Source organism: Planctomycetaceae bacterium (genome assembly GCA_041398825.1).
GTDB lineage: Bacteria > Planctomycetota > Planctomycetia > Planctomycetales > Planctomycetaceae > F1-80-MAGs062.
In genome coordinates this window covers 553,426-577,845 of the sequence record JAWKTX010000001.1, presented here as the reverse complement: position 1 = coordinate 577,845, position 24,420 = coordinate 553,426, and the positions used below count along the sequence as shown (strand labels likewise).

16 protein-coding genes are annotated in these 24,420 nt (G+C 53.6%); 7 read left to right on the top strand and 9 right to left on the bottom strand.

The window, feature by feature from the left end; genetic code table 11:
* Positions 1-14 precede the first annotated feature (14 nt).
* From R3C20_02035 to R3C20_02025, 3 genes are all read right to left on the bottom strand, one after another.
* Positions 15-1,973: a hypothetical protein gene (locus tag R3C20_02035; protein MEZ6039256.1), complete on the bottom strand. Its 1,959-nt coding sequence runs from the start codon at positions 1,971-1,973 to the stop codon at positions 15-17.
* Positions 1,974-2,213: 240 nt separating this feature from the next.
* Positions 2,214-2,651, bottom strand: a complete 438-nt coding sequence (locus R3C20_02030) for a hypothetical protein (protein MEZ6039255.1) — start codon at positions 2,649-2,651, stop codon at positions 2,214-2,216.
* A 71-nt stretch (positions 2,652-2,722) separates the two neighbouring features.
* Positions 2,723-4,024 (bottom strand): prolyl oligopeptidase family serine peptidase, encoded by a 1,302-nt coding sequence (locus R3C20_02025; GenBank protein ID MEZ6039254.1) that lies wholly within the window; start codon positions 4,022-4,024, stop codon positions 2,723-2,725.
* 430 nt (positions 4,025-4,454) lie between these two features.
* Here R3C20_02025 and lepA point away from each other — a divergent pair, with 430 nt between their 5' ends.
* On the top strand, positions 4,455-6,257 hold the full coding sequence (gene lepA / locus R3C20_02020) for a translation elongation factor 4 (GenBank protein MEZ6039253.1): 1,803 nt from the start codon (positions 4,455-4,457) through the stop codon (positions 6,255-6,257).
* 136 nt (positions 6,258-6,393) lie between these two features.
* On the top strand, positions 6,394-6,846 hold the full coding sequence (locus R3C20_02015; GenBank protein MEZ6039252.1) for an FHA domain-containing protein: 453 nt from the start codon (positions 6,394-6,396) through the stop codon (positions 6,844-6,846).
* A 118-nt stretch (positions 6,847-6,964) separates the two neighbouring features.
* Here the strand turns inward: R3C20_02015 and R3C20_02010 are convergent, their stop codons facing one another.
* Genes R3C20_02010 through R3C20_02000 form a run of 3 tightly spaced genes read right to left on the bottom strand, consistent with a single transcriptional unit; the run spans position 6,965 to position 9,590 of the window.
* Positions 6,965-7,756, bottom strand: coding sequence for a hypothetical protein (locus R3C20_02010; GenBank protein MEZ6039251.1), 792 nt, complete (start codon positions 7,754-7,756; stop codon positions 6,965-6,967).
* Positions 7,753-8,940 (bottom strand): AAA family ATPase, encoded by a 1,188-nt coding sequence (locus R3C20_02005; GenBank protein MEZ6039250.1) that lies wholly within the window; start codon positions 8,938-8,940, stop codon positions 7,753-7,755. The genes R3C20_02010 and R3C20_02005 overlap by 4 nt, the downstream gene beginning before the upstream one ends.
* Positions 8,937-9,590 carry a hypothetical protein gene (locus R3C20_02000; GenBank protein ID MEZ6039249.1) on the bottom strand — a complete coding sequence of 218 codons (654 nt, stop codon included), beginning with the start codon at positions 9,588-9,590 and terminating at the stop codon, positions 8,937-8,939. Before R3C20_02000 ends, R3C20_02005 begins: the two co-directional genes overlap by 4 nt.
* A 72-nt stretch (positions 9,591-9,662) precedes the next feature.
* On the opposite strand from R3C20_02000, the gene R3C20_01995 reads away from it, so the two are divergent.
* The 3 genes from R3C20_01995 to R3C20_01985 all read left to right on the top strand — a co-directional run bounded on the left by R3C20_01995 (position 9,663) and on the right by R3C20_01985 (position 16,160).
* Entirely contained in the window at positions 9,663-10,253 is a 591-nt protein-coding gene (locus tag R3C20_01995) for a sigma-70 family RNA polymerase sigma factor (protein MEZ6039248.1), read from the top strand.
* Positions 10,254-10,260: 7 nt separating this feature from the next.
* A complete protein-coding gene (locus R3C20_01990; protein ID MEZ6039247.1) occupies positions 10,261-11,718 on the top strand; it encodes a protein kinase in 1,458 nt (485 codons plus the stop codon).
* Positions 11,719-11,831: 113 nt separating this feature from the next.
* Positions 11,832-16,160 carry a thioredoxin domain-containing protein gene (locus tag R3C20_01985; GenBank protein ID MEZ6039246.1) on the top strand — a complete coding sequence of 1,443 codons (4,329 nt, stop codon included), beginning with the start codon at positions 11,832-11,834 and terminating at the stop codon, positions 16,158-16,160.
* A gap of 92 nt (positions 16,161-16,252) precedes the next feature.
* On the opposite strand, the gene R3C20_01980 is transcribed toward R3C20_01985, so the two are convergent.
* Both R3C20_01980 and R3C20_01975 read right to left on the bottom strand, forming a co-directional pair.
* On the bottom strand, positions 16,253-18,346 hold the full coding sequence (locus R3C20_01980; protein ID MEZ6039245.1) for a prolyl oligopeptidase family serine peptidase: 2,094 nt from the start codon (positions 18,344-18,346) through the stop codon (positions 16,253-16,255).
* 368 nt (positions 18,347-18,714) lie between these two features.
* The gene (locus R3C20_01975; protein MEZ6039244.1) at positions 18,715-19,473 is read right to left on the bottom strand and encodes a site-2 protease family protein; all 759 of its coding nucleotides are present in this window, start codon (positions 19,471-19,473) and stop codon (positions 18,715-18,717) included.
* Between the two features lie 186 nt (positions 19,474-19,659).
* Between R3C20_01975 and R3C20_01970 the strand changes: the two genes are divergently transcribed.
* A complete protein-coding gene (locus tag R3C20_01970; protein ID MEZ6039243.1) occupies positions 19,660-20,652 on the top strand; it encodes a hypothetical protein in 993 nt (330 codons plus the stop codon).
* A gap of 52 nt (positions 20,653-20,704) precedes the next feature.
* Here R3C20_01970 and dnaA read toward each other — a convergent pair whose 3' ends face one another.
* Positions 20,705-22,582 (bottom strand): chromosomal replication initiator protein DnaA, encoded by a 1,878-nt coding sequence (gene dnaA, locus R3C20_01965; protein ID MEZ6039242.1) that lies wholly within the window; start codon positions 22,580-22,582, stop codon positions 20,705-20,707.
* 516 nt (positions 22,583-23,098) lie between these two features.
* Here dnaA and R3C20_01960 point away from each other — a divergent pair.
* The gene (locus R3C20_01960) at positions 23,099-24,367 is read left to right on the top strand and encodes a protein-L-isoaspartate(D-aspartate) O-methyltransferase (protein MEZ6039241.1); all 1,269 of its coding nucleotides are present in this window, start codon (positions 23,099-23,101) and stop codon (positions 24,365-24,367) included.
* Positions 24,368-24,420 lie beyond the last annotated feature (53 nt).

Sequence of the window (24,420 nt, the reverse complement as noted above, 5' to 3'; positions counted from 1 at the left end):
CTTCAGGACCGAGTCTATTCGGTGACCTGCATTCGAAGTTTGTCAAACGCAGCTATGAACGATTCTTCGTCCTTTGGCACCCAGAACTCCCCCAGTCGTTCCAGGGACAATTCATTGCGAAGTGACTCGCGGCTTTTAAGCGGCATCAACTTCGCTTCGGAGATAACCAATTGATGAATCAGAGACGAGTTCCTGTCTCCGGTCTGCTCTGCAAAGACAGCAAGCTGAATCAGCCGCGCCACGCTCCGCGCTGACGGAATCTTCTTTGAGCTCACACGTTCCTGAATTCGAGCAACAGAATCAGCCAGTATTTTCGACTGCTGCTCGGAAAGGTCTTCCGGCTCCAGTGAAGTGATCACCTTCAGGGGAAACTTGCCACCGATATCTCCAATGCGGCTGACCGCGCCGCTCCATGCCGGATGATCCGGGTCCTGAGCGACCTGACAGAGCTTCAGGATCGTTTGCGGGTGCCCATGATAAGAGTAGGCGACCAGTGCGGCCTCCCGCACTGCGGCCTCTTCTTCCGGAGAATCGATTACGGTAACGAAATCCTGAAGTCGATCCATCTCTGTTACGCTCGGAAGAAAATAGGAGTGCGCGAGAATAGCCGCAATTCTCACATTTGTGTCGGCATGGCGAATCAGCTTTCGCAGCGATTGTCTGAGATCGCTGTTGTGTCGTCCGCTGACCGGGACACCATTGATTTCGCGGATGAGCTGATGTCTGTAGAGCTCACCCGTCACAGCGGTCTTACGATGCCCAAAGTCGACGACAGGATCGGTACTGTTCAAGTGGGCGAAGACATTGGCTGGCTGCAGAGGGGGCAGATACTTCGATGAATCCTGTCTTGCAAGTTTGTCGGACTTGAATTGTTTGTAGTACGCATCAATAGCCCCGCTCCACACATCGATGTTTTCTTTGTGCCTCGCGAGCCAGTCTTCTGCAAGCCCCGGCTTTGCTGTGAGCAGTGATTGGGCAGCCTGCTCTCCATGCCCAAGGTAGGGGGCTGTGTTGCAATGCCAGGCGGACACTCGAATCCATTGCGGAGCGTCAAGTTCGTACAGAGCCGCGCCGGCGCCGTATGACTTAAACGCATCCGGAATGTAAATCGCCATCCATTCAAGCAATTGAAATTCTTTCTCTTGCTTCAGGTATTCGACCCAGATTCCGGCGGTTGAAGAATCCTGCGCGACCTGATTCGCGATCAATGCCCAGCGTCCTTCCATGTCCCTCGCATTCCATTCTGACCGACTCACGGGTTCCCTGGCCGTTTCCACGGACGTCAGAACCGTTTTCCCTGCAGCCGTGTCGTCCATCGGTAATTCGCTATGTGGGTGCCGCAAGGTCTTTTGTTGTACAAGAAGACCGTGTCCACCAAGACTCTGCACTTCCAGGTTGCGAATCTGACCATCGACGATGTTGTAGAGACACCGTAAGCGAGGGCGACCATTCAGCATCACAATGGTCCGCCGAAATCCTGTGGATTGAGTCTGCGGGTCAATCGTAATTTCCAGTGGAAACATTTCTGTTGTTGTTGCCAGAAAATCGATCCTGTTATCGGACCCCAGTTTCCGCTCCGGAATTCTGCCCCAGCGTCCTTCCAGAACTCGCCCCGTGACAACGGTGCCATTATCGAATTCCGTGACAACTCGGACAATATGTTGACCACTGAGGATCAGTCCCAGTTCCTCAGCGGTGTAGCGGTTGCTTCCCTGAATTCCCCGGTAACCGCCAATTGGTTCGACGTTCGCGCCGGTCGCAGAGATCCTTATCTTCAGGTTTTGAGACTGTTCTTTGTCAATACGGAACCCCAGATCAGCAAGCGATCGCCGATCGTCGTCGTCGATGTAGGCATACCCCATACCATCTGCGGGTCGCTCATCTGACGCCGAATTGTCAGGTGCCTGAGCGTTCGATGACGGGACAATGTTTCCAAGCAAGCAACCAGCAAGCATCAGTGACAGGTAACGCATCTTCTTTTCCCCCAGTGTCAACTCTTCGGAACGACTGCACGATAGAGTTCTCGTACGCAGCCTCAAAGATCAGGAGGAAATGAAACGGACTGCTTTACAATTGTTTTACAACGTCCGGCTTTACAGGGTCCGATATTGCGGGGTCCCTTATCGCGGGGTCCGGCTCTACAGGGTCGCGAACCATGCAGGCATGCAACAGGGGTAATCTGGGTGTCTGTCCGTGCCGAGGGCCCGGATACTTTAATAGTTAAACAGATCGCTGCGTTTTCGATGCTGCCCGGAAGCAGAATTGAATGCCTGAATCACTTTGTTCATTGTGTTGCGAGTCAGCCATCGCCCCTTCATCGCTCGCGAAACCATCTTGTGCGTGATCTGTTCGGTTGAAGCTGCCACCAGATCGTGAGGTTTAATGCCGAGTTCTTTCATCAGATCAGCAATTGGCTGTGGGCCGAGGTCTCTTTCCCGGACCATTCGGGACGGTTCCGCCGATGCATCATCCTCCGGGGGCACCTGATGCGGTTCGTTGCCTGAAACTCCCGTGGTGAGACCATTCAATTCTTTTGGCGCAGCGTCGCCCGATTCGTCACAGGGACGAAACTGGTGGGTGCTTGCAGTTACTTCTTCGGTCACTGGCTTACAATCGTCTGTGGCCACAAAGTCGTCCCGGCTGGATGTCATGAACAAATTGGATGGCACGCCTGGTGTCCCGTGAGGTTTGCACCAGAGCATTCGAAGTGACGCGATGATTATTATTTGCAGAAAATCACTTCGGTTGAAACCATAGCCCCACGATTGTCAGTCGCTGAAAGCAATGCAACGGTGGCAGAATCCGGGAGCTTCGCTGTCACCTCATTCCTGTCAGCCTGAAATTGCGCGTCGACCGATTGCCACTTTCGACCTGACAGCAACCCATCGTCCGTCGTGTAGTGAAGTTGCACTCGATCGATTGGTACGACGCTCGACAGTTGAACAATGACTTCGCTTCCCTTCTGGACAGGTTTCCCGAATGTCGGCAAGGCTTCTGTTCCCAGCAGATGATGGTCGATAAAAACACCGATTTCCTTTGGTTCCCATCCCGGTGGATGACCGTGACGCATATCGACTTCAATTCGAATCTGCTTTGAGCCTGGCACCAGATCGAAACTGCGAGAATAGCTGTTCAAGGGATAATGAACGTCGTTTGTTCCGTTCACGAACAAAATGGGAACCCGGCACTGTGGCAACCAGGCTGATGGGTCATAGTTGTTGATCCAGTCCTCTCTCTGGGATTGACTCAGAGAATCAATTTGTTTTTTCTGTACAGATTCACCTTCGTAAAGAAACCCGCATCCGTAAACAGGCACTGCTGCCTGAAATCGATCGTCGAGAGACGCAACAAGGCACGTCATATAGCCGCCCCAGCTGATGCCGGTTACGGCAGTCTTATTACGATCAATTTCCGGCCAGTTACGAAGCAACGAATGAGCCCGCATCACGGCAGCGACAGAATGAAACTGCCAGTCATCGCTGAGATCGCCGCCAACATTCTGAAATTTTTCAGTGTGGCCGTGTTCGGGTCCGCCATTTGGCAGCCGAGTACGAATAATCTTTCGATGGTCACGTACGACGATCAATTCTTGTGTGTCCGGATCAAATTCAGGAGCCGCCGGTTGCCTTCCGGAAAGATCCATCGCAATGGCAGCGTAGCCTCGTTTTGCCCAAAGCTGAACCCACTCTGCGAAGGCGGTGCCCCCACCGCCATGAATCAACACGACCGCCGGGAGGTTACGATCCAGTTGCGGGTTGCCAGCGAGACTCCCCGGTGTAGCGTAGAAGGCAAAAACCTCTGTTGGCTTCCCGTTAAAAGATTCATTTGTGTAGAGAAGTGAGCGAATCGGTGCCGTGTCATTGACCCATCGGTACGAAGGAACGTTCTTCCATGCTTCCAGAGGCCAGGGGCGTTTGTCCGTTGTGGAATCACGACCTTCTGCACGCACTCTGCAACTGAATATCAGGAAACAAACAAGCAACAGAAGGCAAACCGATTCGAATCGTTTCAGGACTCTGGACATAGTGAATCCAAATGAATTCAGGGTTTCGGATGATGTCGATTTTGCCCCTCGGCGTTTCCGGGTGGGAAGAGCAGGGGGCCGTCAGTGTAGCGAACCGCCCCCGGGGTTCATCAAATGAAGCGAAATGTTTGTGGATTTGCACGAGGTCACTGGCCCCGACGATCCGTCGCAGAACAGCCTTTCTTCTGTCACGGTGGTAATCGAGCGATTTCCGTCGCTCACCACCGCAAGCAGCCATTTGCAACATTTCGGGGAAATCCGGCAATTTCTCCGCAAAGGGCCCATCGGTGAGCTTGTTCTCTGCGGCAGGATTCTGCGAATTCGACGCTCGACCGATGCCTACTGCCTTCCGTAACATACGCGGCAGTTTTGCCCGGTCATTTTCGACAGAAATCGCCGAAACAACCCTTTCAACGTTGTCGCACGAATTATGGACCCGAAGTTCATTCGCAATTTCAGCATCATTGCTCACATCGACCATGGCAAGAGCACACTGGCCGATCAGTTGTTGCTGAAGAGCGGGACAATTACCGAACGTGAATTTCGGCAACAGATCCTGGACGATCTGGATATCGAACGCGAACGTGGCATCACCGTGAAAGCGCGATCGGTGACCATCAACTACAAATTCGAAGGGGATACCTACGAACTGAATCTGATCGACACGCCCGGCCACGTCGACTTCCATTATGAAGTCAATCGAAGTCTGGCCGCCTGTGAGGGCGCGCTACTGATTGTTGACGCGTTTCAGGGAGTTCAGGCGCAGACGGTTGCCAACGCATACGCAGCCATCAACGTGAATCTGGAAATTGTCCCCGTTGTGAACAAGATCGACCTGCCAGTGGTTCGTATTGACGAAGTTCTGGAAGAAGTGGAAAGCGTTCTGGGGCTGGATGCCACCGACGCGCTACGGGTCAGTGCAAAGACCGGTCAAAACATTGAAACCGTATTCGAAGCGATCATAAAACGTATTCCACCGCCTACCGGTACAACGGATGTGCCGCTGAAGGGGTTGATTTTCGATTCCAAGTACGACAATTACAAAGGTGTGATCACCTATGTCCGTCTGCTGGAAGGCGAAGTGAAAGTTGGTGACAAGGTTCGATTCATGCGTGCTGGTATGTCGGCGGACGTACTGGAGCTTGGACAGTTTCGCCCCGACATGAAATCCTGCGGCCATCTCGGGCCGGGGCAGGTCGGCTATATCCTGACAGGAATCAAGGATCTAAGCCTGGTCACTGTCGGTGACACCGTCACACTTGCACAGGGGGGGACAGCATCGCCGTTGCCGGGTTATCAAAAGCCAAAACAGATGGTTTTCTGCGGCATGTACCCGATCGACGCGACGGGCTTTGAAACGCTGAGGGAAGAGCTTCAGAAACTGTCCATGAATGACAGTAGTTTTTCATTCCTTCCTGAAACGTCCGATGCGCTGGGATTTGGTTTTCGCTGTGGTTTTCTGGGCATGCTGCACATGGAGATTGTGCAGCAGCGTCTGGAAAGCGAACAGGACATGGACCTGATTCAGACGGCCCCCAACGTTACGTACGAAATTGTGACAAAGGATGGTCAGACACTGATCATCGACAACCCGCAGGATGTCCCGGACGCCGGACAAATTGAAGAGTTTCGTGAACCCATCGCCCACGTCAGCTTTATCGTTCCTTCCGAAAACGTGGGTACGATCATGCAGCTTTGTCAGGATCGTCGCGGCATTTTTCGCAACACGGAATTTCTGGGACCGCAGCGAGCCCAGATTCACTACGAATTACCCCTCAGTGAAATCGTGTACGACATGTACGATAAGCTGAAGAGCGTGACCCGCGGTTATGGAACGATGGACTACGAAATCATCGGCTTCCAGGCCGCGGATCTCGTCAAGATGGACATCCTTGTCAAAGGCAACAAGGTGGATGCTCTTTCCACGATTGTTCACCGATCAACGGCGGATCGTCGGGGACGAGCTCTGGTGAAACGCCTGAAGCAGGAGATTTCCAAGCACCAGTTTGAAATCGCCATTCAGGCGGCCATCGGCATGCGAGTCATCGCCCGCGAAACGATTTCGGCACTGCGCAAGAATGTCACCGCTAAGTGCTATGGTGGCGATATCACCCGAAAGCGGAAACTTCTGCAGAAGCAGAAAGAAGGCAAGAAACGAATGCGCCAATTCGGGGAAGTAGAGATTCCTCAGAAGGCGTTTCTGTCGGTTCTGGAAGCGAACCGTGACGAATAGATGGATCTGCCCGGCTGGATCGACCGAAATGCCTCTCGCTGGACTTTGAGAAGTTGCATTCCGAAATCCCGCTCGCTCAAATTCAGGATGAATTCTGTTTGTCCTGTTCCCTGCAGATCAATGCGAACGTTTTACGATGCTTGCGCAGCTGATTCCAACCACCGGCGGAAAGCCTGTCACGCTGACCAAAGACATTACTGTCGTTGGTCGCAGCGCGAAGTTGTGCGACCTCGTCGTTGAACACACCAGCATCTCGAAAATGCACTGCATCCTGGTGAAGACGGATGGGTTGCTGTACATGCGGGATCTTGGCAGCACAAATGGAACTCGAGTGAACGGGCAGAGAGTACTGCGAGGCGCGCTTTTGCCCGGGGATCAGTTGTCATTCGCCGGAATGAGTTACAAAGTCTATCTTGGACCAGATCGCCCAACCTCAGGTGTCTCCACAGACAGTCGCACCGAAATGATGCCGGTGATCACCGATGAATCCTCTGCCGAGGGATTCCTTCCCGGAAAGAAAACCATCCGAAAGGGAGGCAGCAGAAAGGCGCGCAGCCTTGGCGATTCTGATCTGCTTCCGCCCGACTGACCGCACATCGCAAACTTGTCAACGTACTTGCCATCGTACTTCTCAAGACTGTCATCGTGTTGGTCTGACGAAGCAAGCCTGCTCCGGCAAGAATTGGCACATGAATCCGTTCGGCTGATCAATCAGAACCAGCCCGCAGTCCTGCACGTGTGCTCCTGATATTCGTTCGAAGAGCAGGAACAAAGTCTGATGCACAAAGAAAGTTCAGACCATTATCGGGATGCCAGATCCAGAGAAGATCCTGCAGCCCGGGATCGGATGGTTCGACATCAAGGTTGCGTTCAAACGTCGACCGGAGTGTCTGAGTATCGACAGCAGGCTTCCACGAACATCCCAGTGGTACGGCAATGTTGTCCTCCATCCAGAAACGGTCTCCCGAAAGAGGAGGCAGCGGATCACCAGTAATTGCAACTCGAAATTCAGTGGTCGAATCAACCTGTTTCAGGATGCCGAATCGACAGCACTTCAGCCGTAACTCAGGTGCATCGACGGCCCATAGTTCGAACGCTTCCCAGCTCGTTGTTAACAGGGACGCGGGTCGTTCTGTTTCGCTTCGAACGAGTGTTAACTGAATCCGCGGAATGCTGAAGTGCATCATTCGGGATACTGGCAGTGAGACCGCAAGAACCTCTGAAGGCTTTTGCCAGTTCAGTTCCGGCAAACGCTCTGCAGGAACATGCTTCCCGACCGGAGTCAACCGATTCTGATCATCACAAAGCAACAACGGACCCTCTGCAATGGGTGCAAGCAACCGCCAGCCTTCGTCTTCGTCGCCATCAAAGCGAAGCCACAGCAGATCTTCACGAATGCATGAGAGAATATTTTCGTTCGTCCGCAATGTTGCGGCTCGAAATGACTGCGAGAGAGGCATCCGTGCAATCATCGTTTTCTTTGGTTCAGGTGCAGTCATGCGCTAAGTTCTTCCAGCATGCTGCGGACACGATCGCGCAGAAACAGGCGAGATTCGTCATTCTGCACCCATTCAATTCGCGACAGAAGTAATCCCAGTCGATCGCGAATCCACGACTTTTGATTCGAATCCTCCAGAGCGGATTCCAGGTGCCGGGCAATCTGATCAAGATCACGCGACAGGTGTTCCGGACAGGGAGCTTCGATGGCGGCCGATCGTGGATGGACATTCCTTTCGGCACCAAAAGATGGCTCAGCATCCGCCTCCGCAGGTTCCGTCGCATTCCGGATCGTATCGTTCACAATCTTTGCCAGCACTTCGATCTGTTCCATCGTGTCCCAGATATAACGCAGAACCCAAAGATCTGAAATGGCCACTTTTGTCCGTCCGCACAGCATTGCACTGGCCGCTGCCAGACGCTGAAGCCTCACAGCTCTGCGATCGGAAATCTCTATTCCGGCATGCCGAAGGCGATGCACTAGTTCGACGTATGTATTTCGGACCTCGCTGACATCCATCGCTGAGATGCAATTCTGCATGAATCGCAGGTCATCCATTGATATCCGATCAGCGGGTGCGATTGCTTCTGAACGCTGAAGATTCCAGCCAGCTTCCAGAACGCTGGTCAGCATTTCCGGGGCAACATTGTCAGAACGTACTCGAAGAAGAAACCGATCAAAAAGGGCACTGAGCGCTTCGTCTTCCGGGAGTCGATTGCTGGCTCCGACGGTGAGTACGAAGCCCAGTTTTCGTGTTTCTTTTCCTCGCCGAAACACACGTTCATTCAGCGCCATCAGCAGGCTGTTCAGAATCGCACTATTGGCGTTCAGCAACTCATCCAGAAAAACAACATCCGCTTCCGGAAGCATGCCTTCCGTATTCGTCAACAAGTCTCCTTCACGCAGTTTGCGAATATCGAATGGTCCGAACAGTTCAGACGGTTCCGTGAACCGCGTCAACAGGTAGTCGAAGACACGCCCATCCAGTCGTCGGGCCAATGATCTGACAATCGCACTCTTTGCCGTTCCCGGTGGTCCAAGCAGAAACAGGTTCTCGCCGGCGACCAGGCAAATGCCGAGCAGATCAATGACTTCGTCCTTGCCGACGTATTCGCACTTAAGCGGGTCAATCAGCTGGTGCTGAACGCGTCCGGCGGTTGCGATGGCGTCCTGTAGTGTTGTCATTTCGGGTTGTCCATGAATGGCTTTGGCAGGATTTCGAACGGCCCACCGGCTGCAGCAACGGCCTCACGCACCAGCTCGCACTCTGTCCGGGAACGATCCTGCTGTGTGATGATTCGATCGACATACATTCTCCACAGCGATGGATGCCGCAAAGCAGGAGGCGTCGTATTGACACGCAGCTGGCGGATACCAACACTTGACAGAGGCCAGGGCTTCATCAGTTCGAGGATGAATTCGACAAGCGGGTCATTTAAGGAGAGGCGCTGTGCTCGCTCAAGCAGTTGCGGCAGGAATCGAAAAAGCATGTCGACACTGTAGTGATAAGCAGGTTCACCATGCATCGTGTATTTTGCGAGGAATCCAGCCTGCTGCACGATATGCGTAATGTCCGTCATTTCGGTTTCGCGATAGACAATACCCTGACAAATGGCAAGTACCACTCTCGCCGCATCTGCTGCGACTTCAGCCAGAAATGATGGTGGTTCGCCAGGCAGCTGAAGACGCCAGGTGGCTTCTGCAGAATGGAGTCGTTCCAGGGTACGCTGGAAGTTGGGCATCTGCTTCTGCGTCCCGTGCTGCAATTCTTCAGGCACCAACCGTGGCACGGTCAATTCGCCGGTTTCGAAAAGAGTTTCCAGAAAGTTCAACATGTGATGTCAAATGTTGCGAATTGCCGTGTGTATTACAATGCGGCTCGATTCAAACAGAAATAAAAGGCCTTTATGAAATCTCCGGACACTCGCCCCAGTTTACTCCTGCGCGTTCGCAATGCGAATGATGCGGCGGCATGGGACGAATTTGTTCAGATTTATCAGCCACTGATTCACCGATTGGCTCGCATCAAAGGATTACAGACGGCCGACGCTGATGATCTTGTGCAGCAGGTCCTGCTCGCCGTTTCCCGTGCAGTCGAACGATGGGAAGTTGATGCCACGCGCGGAAAATTCAGAACCTGGCTGCGGACAGTCGCCAACAACGCAATACTCAACGCACTGACGCGCAGATCGCCTGATCGAGCCTCGGGAACTGACGAAGTTGAGCAATTGCTCCGGCAGTGTCAGGTGCACGATGAAACCCATTCGGACCTTCTGGACACCGAGTACCGTCGCCAGCTCTTCCAGCAGGCCGCAGCCGCAATTCGCAGCGAATTCTCTGACGACACCTGGAACAGTTTTTGGTTCACCGCTGTTGAAGGATTAGAAATCGATGACGTTGTGACCCGGCTCGGGCGCAGCCGCGGCAGCGTCTACGCATCAAGAAGCCGAGTGATGAAGCGACTGAAACAAGAGATTGAGAAGTTACAGGAGGAATGAGTCTGGTATGAAAATGACCTCCTGTGACCCGGCCCTGATTGCAGCCTTTCTGGCTGATGAGCTTGATGAACAACAGCAGGCCGATTTCGAATTGCATCTGGACACATGTGTGACCTGCTGCCGCGCTTTGCAACGGCAAACAGCTCATGCCTCCTTATGGAGCGACGCTCGCAGTTTTCTGAGCTCATCGGAAAATCCCGTACGCACACCCGATGATCCCGTCCCATGTGATGCAACAATCGCCAGCCTGAAGTCACCCGCACCAGTAAATCTGGACTTTCTTTCTCCAACTGATGATCCACATATGCTGGGACGTTTTGCGGGCTACGAAATCTCCGGTGTCGTCGGCCGGGGTGGAATGGGTATTGTACTGAAAGGTTTCGACGCTTCATTAAATCGCTATGCCGCCATCAAGGTGCTGGCACCTCACTATGCCAGCAGTGGAGCCGCCCGACAACGTTTCGGGCGGGAAGCCCAGGCGGCAGCGGCTGTTGTTCATGACAACGTGATCGCCATTCACGGTGTCAGCGAATTCAATAATCTGCCGTATCTGATTATGCCTTACATCAAAGGCCAATCGCTGCAGAAACGCATCGACCGCCACGGCCCGCTATCCATTCCGGAAATCCTGCGAATTGCCATGCAAACCGCTCGCGGACTCGCGGCAGCCCATGATCAGGGACTTGTTCATCGAGACATCAAACCCGGAAACGTTCTGCTGCCGGAGAACGTGGAACGAGTACTCATCACCGACTTCGGACTGGCTCGAGCCGCCGACGATGCCAGCCTGACGCGGAGCGGAGTCATTGCCGGCACACCGCAATACATGAGCCCTGAACAGGCCAAAGGGGAAGGCATCGATGCTCGCAGCGACCTGTTCAGTCTGGGCAGCATGATGTACGCCATGGCCACTGGTCACCCGCCGTTCCGAGCCGAAACGCCCTACGGCATTCTTCGAAGAATCACCGACCATCCACACCGCCCGGTGCAGGAACTTCGCACAGATCTGCCGTCATGGTTATGTTCTGTCATTGATCGACTGCTGGCCAAGGACGCGGCCGCCAGATTCACATCAGCTGAAGTTGTCGCACAATTGCTGGAAGACTGTCTGGCTCACGTACAGCAGCCGTCGCAGGTACCACTACCCAAAGTACTGCAGTTGCGAATCACTCCTGAACATCCTGGTCGCAGAAGGCTGCTCGGGTTCATGGGGCTGATGTCTGCGATCGTAATCGCGACGGCAGCGCTATGGATGTCAAAGTCACAATTCAGATCTTCCCCTGAGAGTACACAGGCTTCCAATGAATTTGAATCCGCTGAACCTGGCGATTCAGAAGAAGCACTCACACCAACCAAATCCAGCGTTTCGGATGTTCCCGAATTCGATCTCGAATGGGACAACTCCAGCAAACTCGATCAACTAGAAGCGACCCTGAGCAATCTCAGGGAGACACTGCGAGACTAACCCAGTCGCGGAGCGACGACAGCCCCTTGCCTTGCCGGAGACGAGAGTCATCGGACACCAGCCAAAAACAAGCCAAACCCCCGGAGGGGCGACAGCAGAAAGGGAATGCGACCATGATTCACCGAATTCTTCTGATGATATGCCTGTTTGCATGGCATGCTGAAATTGCCTTGTGTCAGCAACAGACTCCTGAGGCAGCTCAGCAATCAGCGACGGAAACTTTATTGCCGAATGCCGGTTCGACATCTCAGGCTTCTGCTACGAATGTTGAAGAATTCCTTCGCATGGAGATCGTCAAGGCAGAACTAGATCTTGAGAAAGAGAAATCGCAGTATGGCCCGACGCATCCCAATGTGGTCCGCCTGGAACAACAGCTTGAACGCCTGAACGCAAAGCTGCTCGAAGTGCAGAATGAGCACACCGCTCGACTGGGCAGATTGGCGGGAACGCACACGCAGAATACATCCCCACTCGCTGCAGGTATTGAATCGCAACCCGCCGATCGAACGGCTATGGAGGCTGCTCGGGAGGCCGCCGAAACTCAATACCAATCTGCCGAGGCCGCATCGCGTCAGGCTGCAATGGAATACCGAAAAGCAGCAGCTCAGCAATCGCCGGATGCAAAGGCAGTTGCGGCCCTGAAACAGAAACTGGAGAGTGCCGTTCACACGGCGTTTGAGGCGCAGATGAAGCTTCAGCAGATACGACTGCAACTTGCGGAACTGAACCTGATCGAAGTCAAAGAGAGATACGAGCGGCGAGAATCCCTGGCGGCAAAGATCGTCGAACGCCACGTAGCGGATCTTATGCAGGGCGAAGGCCTGAACAGGTTGTCGTCACCGGAATCCACACTTTCCAACTCCGTGAACATGGATGCAGCTCTGGACGGAAACTGGACACTCAGAAAGATCACGGGGACAGGGATCTGGAGTCATGAATCCAACCTGCAACTTCGCACGTCACCGACGGAATGGACAATGATTCGAGGGACTCACGAGAGCAAGTTCAATCGGCGACTGAACTATGATGTCGAACCATATCAGATCGATGTCTTCCGAGTGAACATGCCGGACGCCCCGCCGCTGTACACTGGCATCTACAAAGTCGAAGACAACACGCTGACGATCGCGTGGGCACCGAGCGACGGTTCTGCTCCACGCCCTGTCGACTTCAGCGGCAGTGTGGGCACGGTTCAGACGTGGAAACGTGTGAAGACACTGCCAACGTTTGCCACGCCGCAGGAACTTGTGGATTACGTCAGCGAAATCAACGGCGAAGATTCGGAGGCCCCATCGAAGACTATGGAACAGCTTTTCGAGATTACGACGGACGACGAGATCGACCGCTTTGCCGGCCTGATGCTGCGAACCACAAGTATGATGCAGATGGCCGCTGGCCTGGGAGCTGCGTTTGGCAATGCGGAGGGAGCAGAGGGAGCCACAGAGCAGCAACAGGTGGCCGCTTTTCTTCAGGCAGTTGGCCGAATGAACCTGATCGTTGATAAATACCGTCACGGCAAACCGTCGCCGGAAGCTTTGGCGGCTTATCAGGAAATGGCGGGTGGGTTGAATATGTCGATGCTGTTTCAGGGAGCCCGGCCATCGCCCACACAAAGTGTCGAGGAGTATTCCAGGAAACTGCGTCTGGCCGCGGGTGTACTCAGTGATCCAAAGTCATTCGCAACGGAACTGACCATGGAACTTCAGAACCTGCAGACAATTCAGACGACCGACGAAACAAAAGTGACCAATGCAGAACAGAAATCGAAGCCTTCCTGGCAGGTCACCGTTAACGGCGATACAGCCATTGCAACCAATCGTTCAGTCGATCGGGACTCATCGAACGGTGTGACAGTCACATCAGCTCCCACACAGATGGAACTGATCAAAGTCGGCGACACCTGGAAAATTTCCAGTCTGATTCCGGATAACGTGATCATCGAAATGCAGCAGGGCCCTACCGTCACCAGTTCGTCCGAAAGCAGCGAAACATCTTCGCCGTCGATGGCTCCGGCAGCATCCTACAGTGGTACCAACGCCGCCGTTGCGAGCACCAACCTGGTTCCGTTCACGCAACTCAACAGTTCCAACACCACGATAACACCAGTCTATACCGAAGAGCAAACGTCGGTCGCCATGGGAACGAGCGCCACGAATGGAAAGTACATCAACCGTCGCCTGAAGCAGGGTGAACAGATTACTGCCGACATGCTGATTGAAAAACCGTCCCCGGAACAGATCCGGGAATTCTGGCTGAACGAAGCGATCGCGGGGCGTGACGTTGTCGAATCAATGCGGCCACTTCAATCCAGCTATCATCCCACGTTTTTGTACGCCATGGAGTTTCCTTTCAGCGCGTCATACGCCAGGAGATTCAACGCGAAACTTCCCGACTGGATCGACGACTATCTGCAGGCTGCTACAAATTGGTTGCAACAACGTGCGCCAGTGGATTGGTCTCAGGAAGAGCTGAACATCCTGCAATCAATGGGAGAACTGATCCACTACCAAACCGTCAACGAAGGACACGACCTTTCGACGATAAAAGAACTATTGACGACATTTGTTTCATCCGACTTCAGTGCAATCTCCGGCGACTTGACCAACAGCCGCGAGAACAGCAAAGCCGCGCATTCGTCGTGGCTGCTGGGTGAGCTTGCACGGCTGGATGGAAAACTACCAGACAAGGTTCTGGCGTCTGAGCCACTTGACGAAACGGCGGTCAGGAAACTACAGCTTCTGAAAACAATGGCAGAAAATTCTGCTGACGACACATGGATCAGCCAGGAACGACGGCGTCTGTTTGGGTTGGCCGAAGAAGCCCCGGTTCAGGCGTTGAAGCTGGTGCTCACATCAAAGCCCATCTCCCATCAGGGACTGCTGGAAAGCTGGATCTTTGCGATTTCGTCGGAAGAAACATACGGCGCGTGGCGAAGCGCCGGAGACGAACATTTTACACCGCCACTGGATCCGGTCGTTGCCATTGCAGTTGCTGAATTGCTGGCAGGAAAAGACGAGGTGACGGACAACAACCTGGCACTCCTGTTTCAGCAGCAGCATCCCGGTTATATGTTTGCCAGACATGTGGATGACCTGCTCAGCAGCGAACTGGCCTATCGAGATTCCGTACTACAGCTGCTGGTTGGAATTTACACAAAAACGAAGAGTCCACTACTGAAGACAAGTATCGGAAAAATGGCCCCATCCGTTCCCGTACGAGCGGGCGAGGGATCAGCGACGTCCGCGACCAGCACTTCAGCACCGGACGCGGACATGCAGGCCGAATTCCTGTTATATTTTCATGCGGCATATTGCGCACCCTGTCAGCAGATGACACCTTTGATTCAGCGGCTCGCCGATTCAAAGACAATTGCCGTTCACATGCTGGACGTATCGAAGAATCCAAAGCCCGCCAGACAATTGAACGTCGATAGAATTCCAACCTTCGTCGTTATGCGCAAGGGACAGGTCATCGGACGGAAATCCGGAGTTATGTCTGAAGACGAGCTGAACACTTTTGTAAAGTCTCCTGCCATCCAGTCCGACACGGAACAAACGAACCAGAACACGATACAAATCAAACCGGTGGACAATGAAACGGCCAGTCTGAACATGCTCGGTGCAGAGCAAAGTAAAAACTCGCTCGAAACCTGGCTGAAGGACATTCGCTCTATTGGTTCAGACACCGCGGCAAAACGTGGTGCGGCGCTGGCGGAAGTTGAAGCGGCATTGCTTGCCGACGATGTTGCTCAGAACATCACAGCTGCTCAGGCCCTGGCTCAGACCGGTGACGTGAAGTTCGAAAAGGCAAAGTATCGCGAACGACTTCTGGAATTGTGTCAGTCATCGAACCCGGATCTGGTAACGTTGGCGCTGTACGCTTTGTACAACACGGATCGCAGGCCCGAAGATCTGGCTCTGGCTCAGGATGTCCTTTCAAAGCCGGAAGCTGCCCGCCCTGGACACTCGATTTCTCATCTACTGATGATGTTTGGCGATGGAACAATCAGTGGCAAATCCGAAGACATTGTGCTGGATCTGTTGAAGTCTTCAGATCGCAGCATTCGACGGGAAGCTCTGCGAGGACTCTGGGGAGCAAAGACCAGTGATCAACTGATGACTCAGGTGATCGAACTGGTGGACACTCCGGAATCTCATCATGACGCCATCTACTTTGCTCTGGCGACGAGCCCGGACAAAAACGAACCTGTCGTCGACAAGCTCATCGAAGTACTCAGCGATCCCGACTGGAACAACTGGGATCGAGCACTCTGGGGACTGGGTTACGGAGTTCGTGAAGCTCAACAGCAGAAGGTGGCCGAGGCCATGCTGCAGATGTACGAAAACCGCAGCGACCCGAAGACTCGCGAAAAGTGTGCGCGGCTTATTGAACAGTACGGCACAGAAGAACAAAAGAACGAATTGCAGGCGGTCACGAAGTAGCCTCAGTCCCCGGACAAACTTCCGGCAATGCGAGTCTCCATAAGTCATGGTTCTCGATTGAGGGACGGGGCCTCTGCAAGATCGTTCCGACATCAACGTGCCGTCAATTTGTGGCCGGGCCAGTGGCTTGATTCTGAAACCTTTGCGGCAAATTCAAACTCTGGTTCCATCGCATCAACCTGGATATCGCATTGCGTTAATGCCAGCGCGACAAGTTCTTCCGTTGTGATTGTTCTGTCCAGATTCAGTATGGCGGTATCTGATGTTGAATCATTGTCTCGTTTCACAAGAGACAACATCTTCACGGGCTCGAACAAACAAGCCAGCAAACATACGTTGGAATTCGATGATGTTGATTGCAGTTTGATCGCGATCGCCTCGTTGTTCATCCGCAACATTCGGATGGCGGAACAAACATCCCAGATGCGCATGGTGTCGACGGTCGTACCAATCAGTTGAAATCGACGTTTGATCTGAATCTGCTTGCGATCGTCACCTTTCCACTGATTTGGGCCGTACCCCCGCGTCCAGACGAAGGCGACGGCATGATCTGGTGTGACCTGCTGAATCAAAGCATCGATGGAATTCCCGGTGTTTCCAGCCGTTTTCGCATCGGCCTGAAAATAACTCTGCCAATCGTTCCAAAGCTTCGTATCACCGGGGATGACAGTAATGGATTGACACGTTTCCAGCTTCGTCGTCGGATTCTGCAGAACGTCGATGGCGATGGGGACGAGTGGCTGTGATTCCGTTTCGTATCGCGTGACAGTTACCTTGCCCGGCGGAACCGCTTTAAGGGGCAAGCCGGATTTGTCGACAGCATATTTGTGTTCATGCGAGTCTGGCCACGACTGCAAGCATTGGAGGGCGATCTCGTGGATGCGTTTATTTGCTGTTTCCGGCTGAAACTGGTTCACGGAGCGATCAGAGATTTCTCCCCCGGGACTCTGAGCCGTCGGAACGAATATCTCGTCAATTCGCGTGTTCTTTTGATTTGAGGGAAGCGAACTAAATACCTTCAGTTGCGGAGGTTCGAAGAAGTTCACGGCCAGCGTATCAATCATGTCATCGTTATGGCGCAGAAAGCGGTTCATCCAGCGAAATGCATGAATATGAAGTTCCTGTGTATCTTTGTGAGGGCCTTCGGTGATCTGCAGACCAAAATGATCTGGTTTCTGATACAGGTCATAAATGTGACGAACCTGACGATGGATTTCGATGACGCCTTCGAGCGGAAAGATCGAATCCTTATCGGTGTTGGACAGCAGCAGTGGCCGCGGTGCAACCAGCGCTGCGACGGTGGCATAGTCCCAGCGATGGGTGTTGACCATGTACATGCAGTCGCAATGACCTTCGACACATCCGTTGACAACATGATCTCTTAACGTCGTTGTGCCCGCAACAGGGACAGAACACTGAATACGTTCGTCCAGAGCCGAGATCCACCAGCTATACGCTCCTCCGCCGGATCTGCCCGTGACACCAATTCGGCTTCCATCGACTTCGGAGCGACTCTGGAGGTAATCCAGTGACCGAATACAGTTCCACGCTTCCACGCCTGCAGGCGTGTAACCTCGGGAATTCCACCACCAGCGGTTGTAGCGGTACGTGCCGTGGTGAATACCCTCGATTTCTCCCAGCTGCAGTGTATCGATAATCAGGCAGACATATCCATTGCGAGCAAACCAGCTGCCGTGTCTCTGATACGAAGTCTTGCTGCCGTAGCTGACATCCTTCACTTTGTTATTTCCGTGACCACAAACGTAAAGAATCGCGGGTAAGGGGCCGTCGGCATGCCTGGGAAGATACAGATTGCCGGTCACATAAAGTCCGGGCATCGATTGAAAATGCACGCGTTCAACTCGAAATTCATCAGAATCACTGACACCTGTCGTCACCGCATTCAGTTCAGTTCGTTTGGGAAGCGGTGAAAGCCCCAGCATTTCAAACAGCTGCTGCCGAAGCTTTGGTTTTGCAGCTGTCCACTCATCCAGAGTTTCATAATTGAACAGGGATTTGGTCTCTTCAATTTCTTTAACCTGGTTCTCGAACCAGCGTGCGAGCTGTGGATTTTCTGTCAGCAACCGATCTGCTCCATCCGCAGGGCAGGAAACGAAGGTTGCAAGCACTGCCGTCGTACTGATCAGAACAAGCAGAAACTGAATTGTCTGGATCGTTCGTTTCATCGTTCAAAGTCCTTCGATGCTGATGGAGGGAACGTTAGCTTAGCTGTCCGTTGAAAAACCGGGACGGGCACGCAGGACGACGGGAAACCATCGTGTTTTCAGGTCGCCTGCTCGAGCCAGTCCCGTTCTTGAACAGGCTGTCAGGTTAGCGGTGTGTTGAGAGTAGACCTGGCAGGAAATCAGGCGCATCAGCAAGAGACAGGTTGACCGAAGTTTTCCGAGCATCATTCTCTCACTGGGAAATGCAGTTTCTTTTTTCACAGGTTGTCAGGGCAGGGGAGGTCAGACGTCGAAACACCGTTCCCGGGCATTCCCCAGGAATCCTTTAAACGGCGAGCTGACACTGCCATTCTGATGTTCATTGCCATTCAATACCGCCGGATGTTGTTGTATTCGCTGACATGGTGTGCGCACAACAGGCCGAACATGATGATCAGGAACTTGGGATCGGGCTGAATGGCGTCGACGTTAATCCCCGGCACCATCCATGACGGCAGGGGAATCACATTTGCCGGCAGCCCCTGTGAATTCTGCTGAAAACAATACGTCCCCCACAATGCCACGAAACCCGATGAGGCAATGCAAACCTGACGAACGACGGTTTCCGGTGAGCGAATTCGATAGTGGTAAAGAAGCGCTGCCATGATGTTTCCTCCATCCAGTGGAAGACACGGCACAAGATTCATGATGTTCCAGACGAGGTTCGCGAAGAGCATGATGTACATGGCGAACTCAAATCCGGGACTCTGGAAAAACAAGTCTGGTGAAAAGTATGTGATGGCCCACGTCACAGCAAAGAGTACCAACCCAGCCCCGGGGCCGGCCGCCGACACCTTCACGCGGCGCCAGGTCGAGAAGTGGGTTGAAGTGGCATAGCCACCAAGAAAATAGAGTACGATTTCGGATGGATAGCCGAAGCGTCGTGCCATCAGTGCGTGGCCGAGTTCATGCACCAGGACCGAAATCAGCACACAAAGCACACCAATAAAGATGAGCTCGGGCCTGCGATTTGCCGGCCCCCACACCAGCCAGGCCGATGACAGCCAGAAAACAGGGTGTATTCGTACGGGGATTCCGAAGATCTGGAAGCGGACATCGAATTCCGTTTCCCCAGCCATTCCAAACATTGATCTGATCCTGAAAACGATTCAGCCGTTGTGGTCGAGTGTCTGCAAAGGATACAGTCCACTCAGGTCAACTTGAAGAAAGTGTGGCCCATCGTTCTGCCATACTCAGTATTCTATTTCAGACTCTGCTGTTTTCAGGGTGTCTCTGTCGTTGGTCACACCCGTTAGAAAAGGGATCGTTCGTTCGTGGGCAGCTTGTTTCGAGCCTTGATGAACCTGCCACTGTTTCAATCCATGCTGCGCCCGGTGACACGGGTTGTAGTCGGATTGATTGCAATCCCGTTTTTTCGGTTCGTCATGCGCCGGGTTTTTCGCCTTCAGGATCTGAACGATGAACTCGAAAAAGATCTCGAACAATGGTTCCGCGGCGCGCTGCTTCTTCTGGCGGCAACGGCAAACATGGAGCATCTGCTGTTCGGCTGGATGAGCAACGTCGACTGGCTGGATAAAGCCGACTGGTTAACGATGGGTCTGCGGCTGATGCTGGCCATCGGCGTGATTGAGGCGATGCCGGATCAGGAGATCTTCGCCGTCATTCATCCCGGGCCCCCGAAGCTGAAGCCCGGCCGCAACGTTTTCAAAGAAATCTGGGAAAAGAAGCGGGCCATCGTGAAGGGCGTCATTTGCCGCCATATGAACCGTTCCTCACCCGTTCTTGCGATGATGTGCGCGATTGTTGGTTCGAATCTGCCTGCGTCCATGGATTCGAATCAGGCCATGATTGATCGTTCACAGTTGATCTCCTGGTCGATTGCCCATCAGGCCACAGGATCTGTCCCCGCAGACTCTATCATGGCAATCGATACAATTTCACACATCATGCCTGACGCGCGAAAAGCATCCAATGAATTCGAACGACACTGGGAACGGTGGCTGGTCGGCTGGACCTGCTACCTGCTGGCCATTACGCAGTATCTGATTATTGGACTCGTCACATCCAAAGACAGAGCCATGGATGTACTGTCCGAGTTCGATCGGGCAGTCGCTCAACGGCGTGAAGAACTGATCGAAGAATTTCAACTACAGGACAAACTCACCAGTCCAACCGAACAGGTTACTGGTGCCTCGCCCAAACCCGACGACGACATCGAAGATGCGGGCGCAACTGCCGGCGGCAATGCACCGACCGACGCAAAGGAGGAACGACCGGAGAAGGGTGACGAAGCCGCCAACATTTGAAAACCGCTCATCCTGAATTTCGCAGCCCGGTCCACAATGACCACGGCTGAATTCAGGATGCCATCGCTATCAGGCGTGCCTGTAGTTCTTCGATGACGTCCGGCACAGACTTGCCTGTGCAGGAGGATGGCAGGGGCATCGCAGCTTCAGATGAAATCAATTCAGCAATTCGGCGTTCGGCCGCCACGACAGTACTGTGGTCGCGACCGCCAAAGTAAAGTCCGATTTCCCGATACGCAGACTTCGTCATACGGCGGGAAATAAACATGGCGATCGACCTTGGGAGACTGATGGCTTTTCGTCGAGTCGATGATCGCAGATCTGAAGTGGAAACCCCAAAGGCTTCGCAGACGACACGTTCGACATCACTGATGCGAACAAGCCGGTGACATTCCTGAGTCAGTTCGCCCAGAACTTCCCGGGCGGTCGCCAGTGTAATGCGACGACCATTGAGACTGTACTGGCCATCCAGACTGTTCAATGCCCCCTGAATTTCGCGGATATTTTTTCGGCAGCGTCGAGCAACGTATTGCAGGACATCGTCAGAGAACTGCGCCGTCAGGTTCATCGCAGTCGAACGTGCAATTGACAGACATGTCTCTTCATCCGGATTTTCGATGCGACAAACCAATCCTCCCATAAAACGAGTGGTCAGTTCTTCGCGGTGTTTCGTCAGCATGCGTGGATGCCGGTCCGAAGACACCACGACCTGGCCACCGTGTTCGGTCACCTGCACGATTGTGTGAAGAAACTCTTCCTGCGTTGCCCGTTTATTGTCGAGAAACTCGACGTTATCGATCAGGAGCACATCGACGTTTCGAAATCGCTGCCGGAATGACGGAACCGTGCGGCTGGAAAGCGCCGATGTAAAGTAGTTCGTGAAGGATTCCGTGGTGAGGTACATGACCTGAGCATGAGGGCGACTGCGGCGAACTTCAGAATAGATTCCCTCCAGCAAATGTGTCTTGCCCGTGCCCGTGCCACCGTAAATGTATAACGGATTAAATCGTTCACCCGGAGCTGATGCGACCTGACGCGCGGCCAGTGCCGCAAGGTTATTGCTGTCTCCATTGATGAACGTTGCAAACGTACGAAATTTCCTGCGAAGAGCAGAGCCGGCCGGCGATACAGCCTGACCTTTGCGTGCCTGAGCAAATGGGTTGACGGCAGAACCGCTGCTGTCTGACCCGGATGTCGACGGAATCTGGTTTTCTGATGAAGCGCGATCAGCGACGGATGGCACTGAACCGGCCGACGCCCCGGATTCATCGGCCTTTAACAGCGATGCGTCAACCTCCAGCAAAAACGAGGCGGATGGCCCCAGAACGGTCTGAGCGGCGGCGCTGAGCTGAGAACGAAATCGCTTCAACAGCCAATTCAGAATGAAGGGGTTCGGAACGTGAATCAGCAACTGATCGGAGGAGACTCTGATTCGGGTACGCCGCTGAAACCAATGGGCGAAATCCTGATCACCAACGATGTGACGGATTGCATCAGCCGCCGTCTCCGATGAAGGGACGCCGATACCGGCCGACCTTGCAGAATGAGTCGAAGCGGGTTTCAACAATGGGACCGAATTGTCGCCTTGCCCCGGCTCCGGTGAGCTATGCTGAAGCGTGCGAACGAGTCCTGAAGAAGACGGATGAAGAATGACCGTGTGCGGGTCCGTCGTATCGCGAGCAGGCCGACGGCGGGACGCATTGACGGCAAGCCGAGTACGAATGTTTCGCCGTGCTGCGGACGCAGCCGCGCGGACTTCCGCTGTACCCGATGGAGTATTGCCTGACGGAACGTTGACCGTTGGAACGATGGCAGAAGCGTTTAATTTTGATGGCGTTGCATGGACGTCATGAGGCTGATGAATCGATTTTAAAAGTGCAGGCGCAGGTTCAGCGCGTGCAGAGTCGTCGTGACCAACGGGCTGCGTCATGCCACCCCTCCGTTCCGGCAGCGCGCAATAAACCACTTCCAGGAGACGCGGCTGTGCAGAGCAATCGCGTAGCCTGAATCAACGGTCAGGGAAGATGCGGCGCTGGGAAATTTGACAGGAAAAACTCGCGACGAGTGCAGAAGTCGTCACGAGTTGCTTACTCACTCAACGGCGGCGATGGTAACGCGATGAGAGCGAGTGTCAAACGTGTCGAACCCGTTTCCCGCCTCAACTTTCGGCCCTCTGAACCTAAGTGTCGAATTACAAAGAGTCTTCGATTTTCGAACGCGAAATGTCACCAAATTTCGCACTCTTCCGGCCACAGACGTTGACATTTTTGCGACGCGCGCAGGCCTCGGTTTTTCACGTGAAATTCACAAAGCTCGAAGCCCCAAAGGGAATCACAGAGCGTGCCGAAAATGAAAGCCGCCTTATCCAATCGATTCAAAGCTGGTATCCTCTCAACTGGATTTTCACTTTCCCTACCATGAAGAATTTTCCGAATTGGTCAGTGTCATGTTTCGTATTCCATTGCATCGACCTCTGCTTCGTCCGGAAGCACATCCGGGAACCGGAGTGGTGCGAGTCCTCCTGCTGATGGTCATTGCAGGGGCTGCAACAACTTCGACGGTGATTCGGGCCGACGATCGTTTTGAAGATCAGCGGAATCGAATGGTCGATATCGCCATCGAGGCCGAGGGAATCTCGAATCCATCCGTACTGAAGGCCATGCGGACGGTGCCACGTCACGAATTTGTGCTCAGCGCGCAGAAGCGACAAGCCTACAACGACACCGCATTACCAATCGGTCATCAGCAGACGATATCGCCGCCCTATGTCGTAGCCTACATGACTGAAACGCTGGACCCCCAGCCCAATGACAGGGTTCTGGAAATCGGAACCGGCAGCGGCTACCAGGCAGCAGTACTGGCAGAGATCGTCAAAGAGGTCTATTCGATTGAGATTGTCTCTCCGCTGGCAAAGTCAGCATCCCGCCGACTTCAGGATCTGGGCTACGAGAATGTCCATGTTCTGGACGGAGATGGTTACAAAGGATGGCCCGAACACGCCCCCTTCGATCGAATCATTGTGACCTGTTCTCCCGAAAAGGTGCCTCAGCCGCTTGTGGAGCAACTGAAGGAGGGAGGTCGAATGATCATTCCTGTCGGGGAACGCTACCAGCAGGCGTTCTATCTCCTGAAGAAGGAGAATGGTGAGCTTCAACAGGAACGGCTGATCTCTACATTGTTCGTACCAATGACTGGCGAATCCGAAAGCCAGCGACGCGTTCAGCCCGAACCAACCCGGCCAGAGATTATTAACGGAACGTTCGAACAGGATGAAAACGATGACGGCCGCGTCGATGGCTGGCACTACCAGCGACATACGGAAATCTGCATGGACGAACCGATGGAGGGATCCCGATGCCTTCGATTCAGAAACACAGAACCCGGCGAACTGGCGCAGGCTCTGCAGGGCACCGCAATTGATGGTCGAACAATCGGAAGCATTCAACTGCAGTACTGGGTTCGTTTTGAAGGGCTTCTCAACGGTGCAGCTCCGTACGAACGGGCTTCGATCAACGTGCACTTTTACGATCACATTCGGAAAGAAGTTGGCTCCGCCACTGTCGGAAAATGGAGGGGCAGTCTGAACTGGCAACTTGCCCGTTCGAATTTCGCCGTTCCAAAAAACGCGAGAGAAATGATCATTCGCATCGGCCTGAATGGTGCAACCGGAACCCTTGATTTCGACGACATGAAACTCATCCCGATCCGCCGCTGAAACTTCTCCCGCGTCGATTTCCGCCTGTTTCTGATTCGCAATCGCTGCGGATT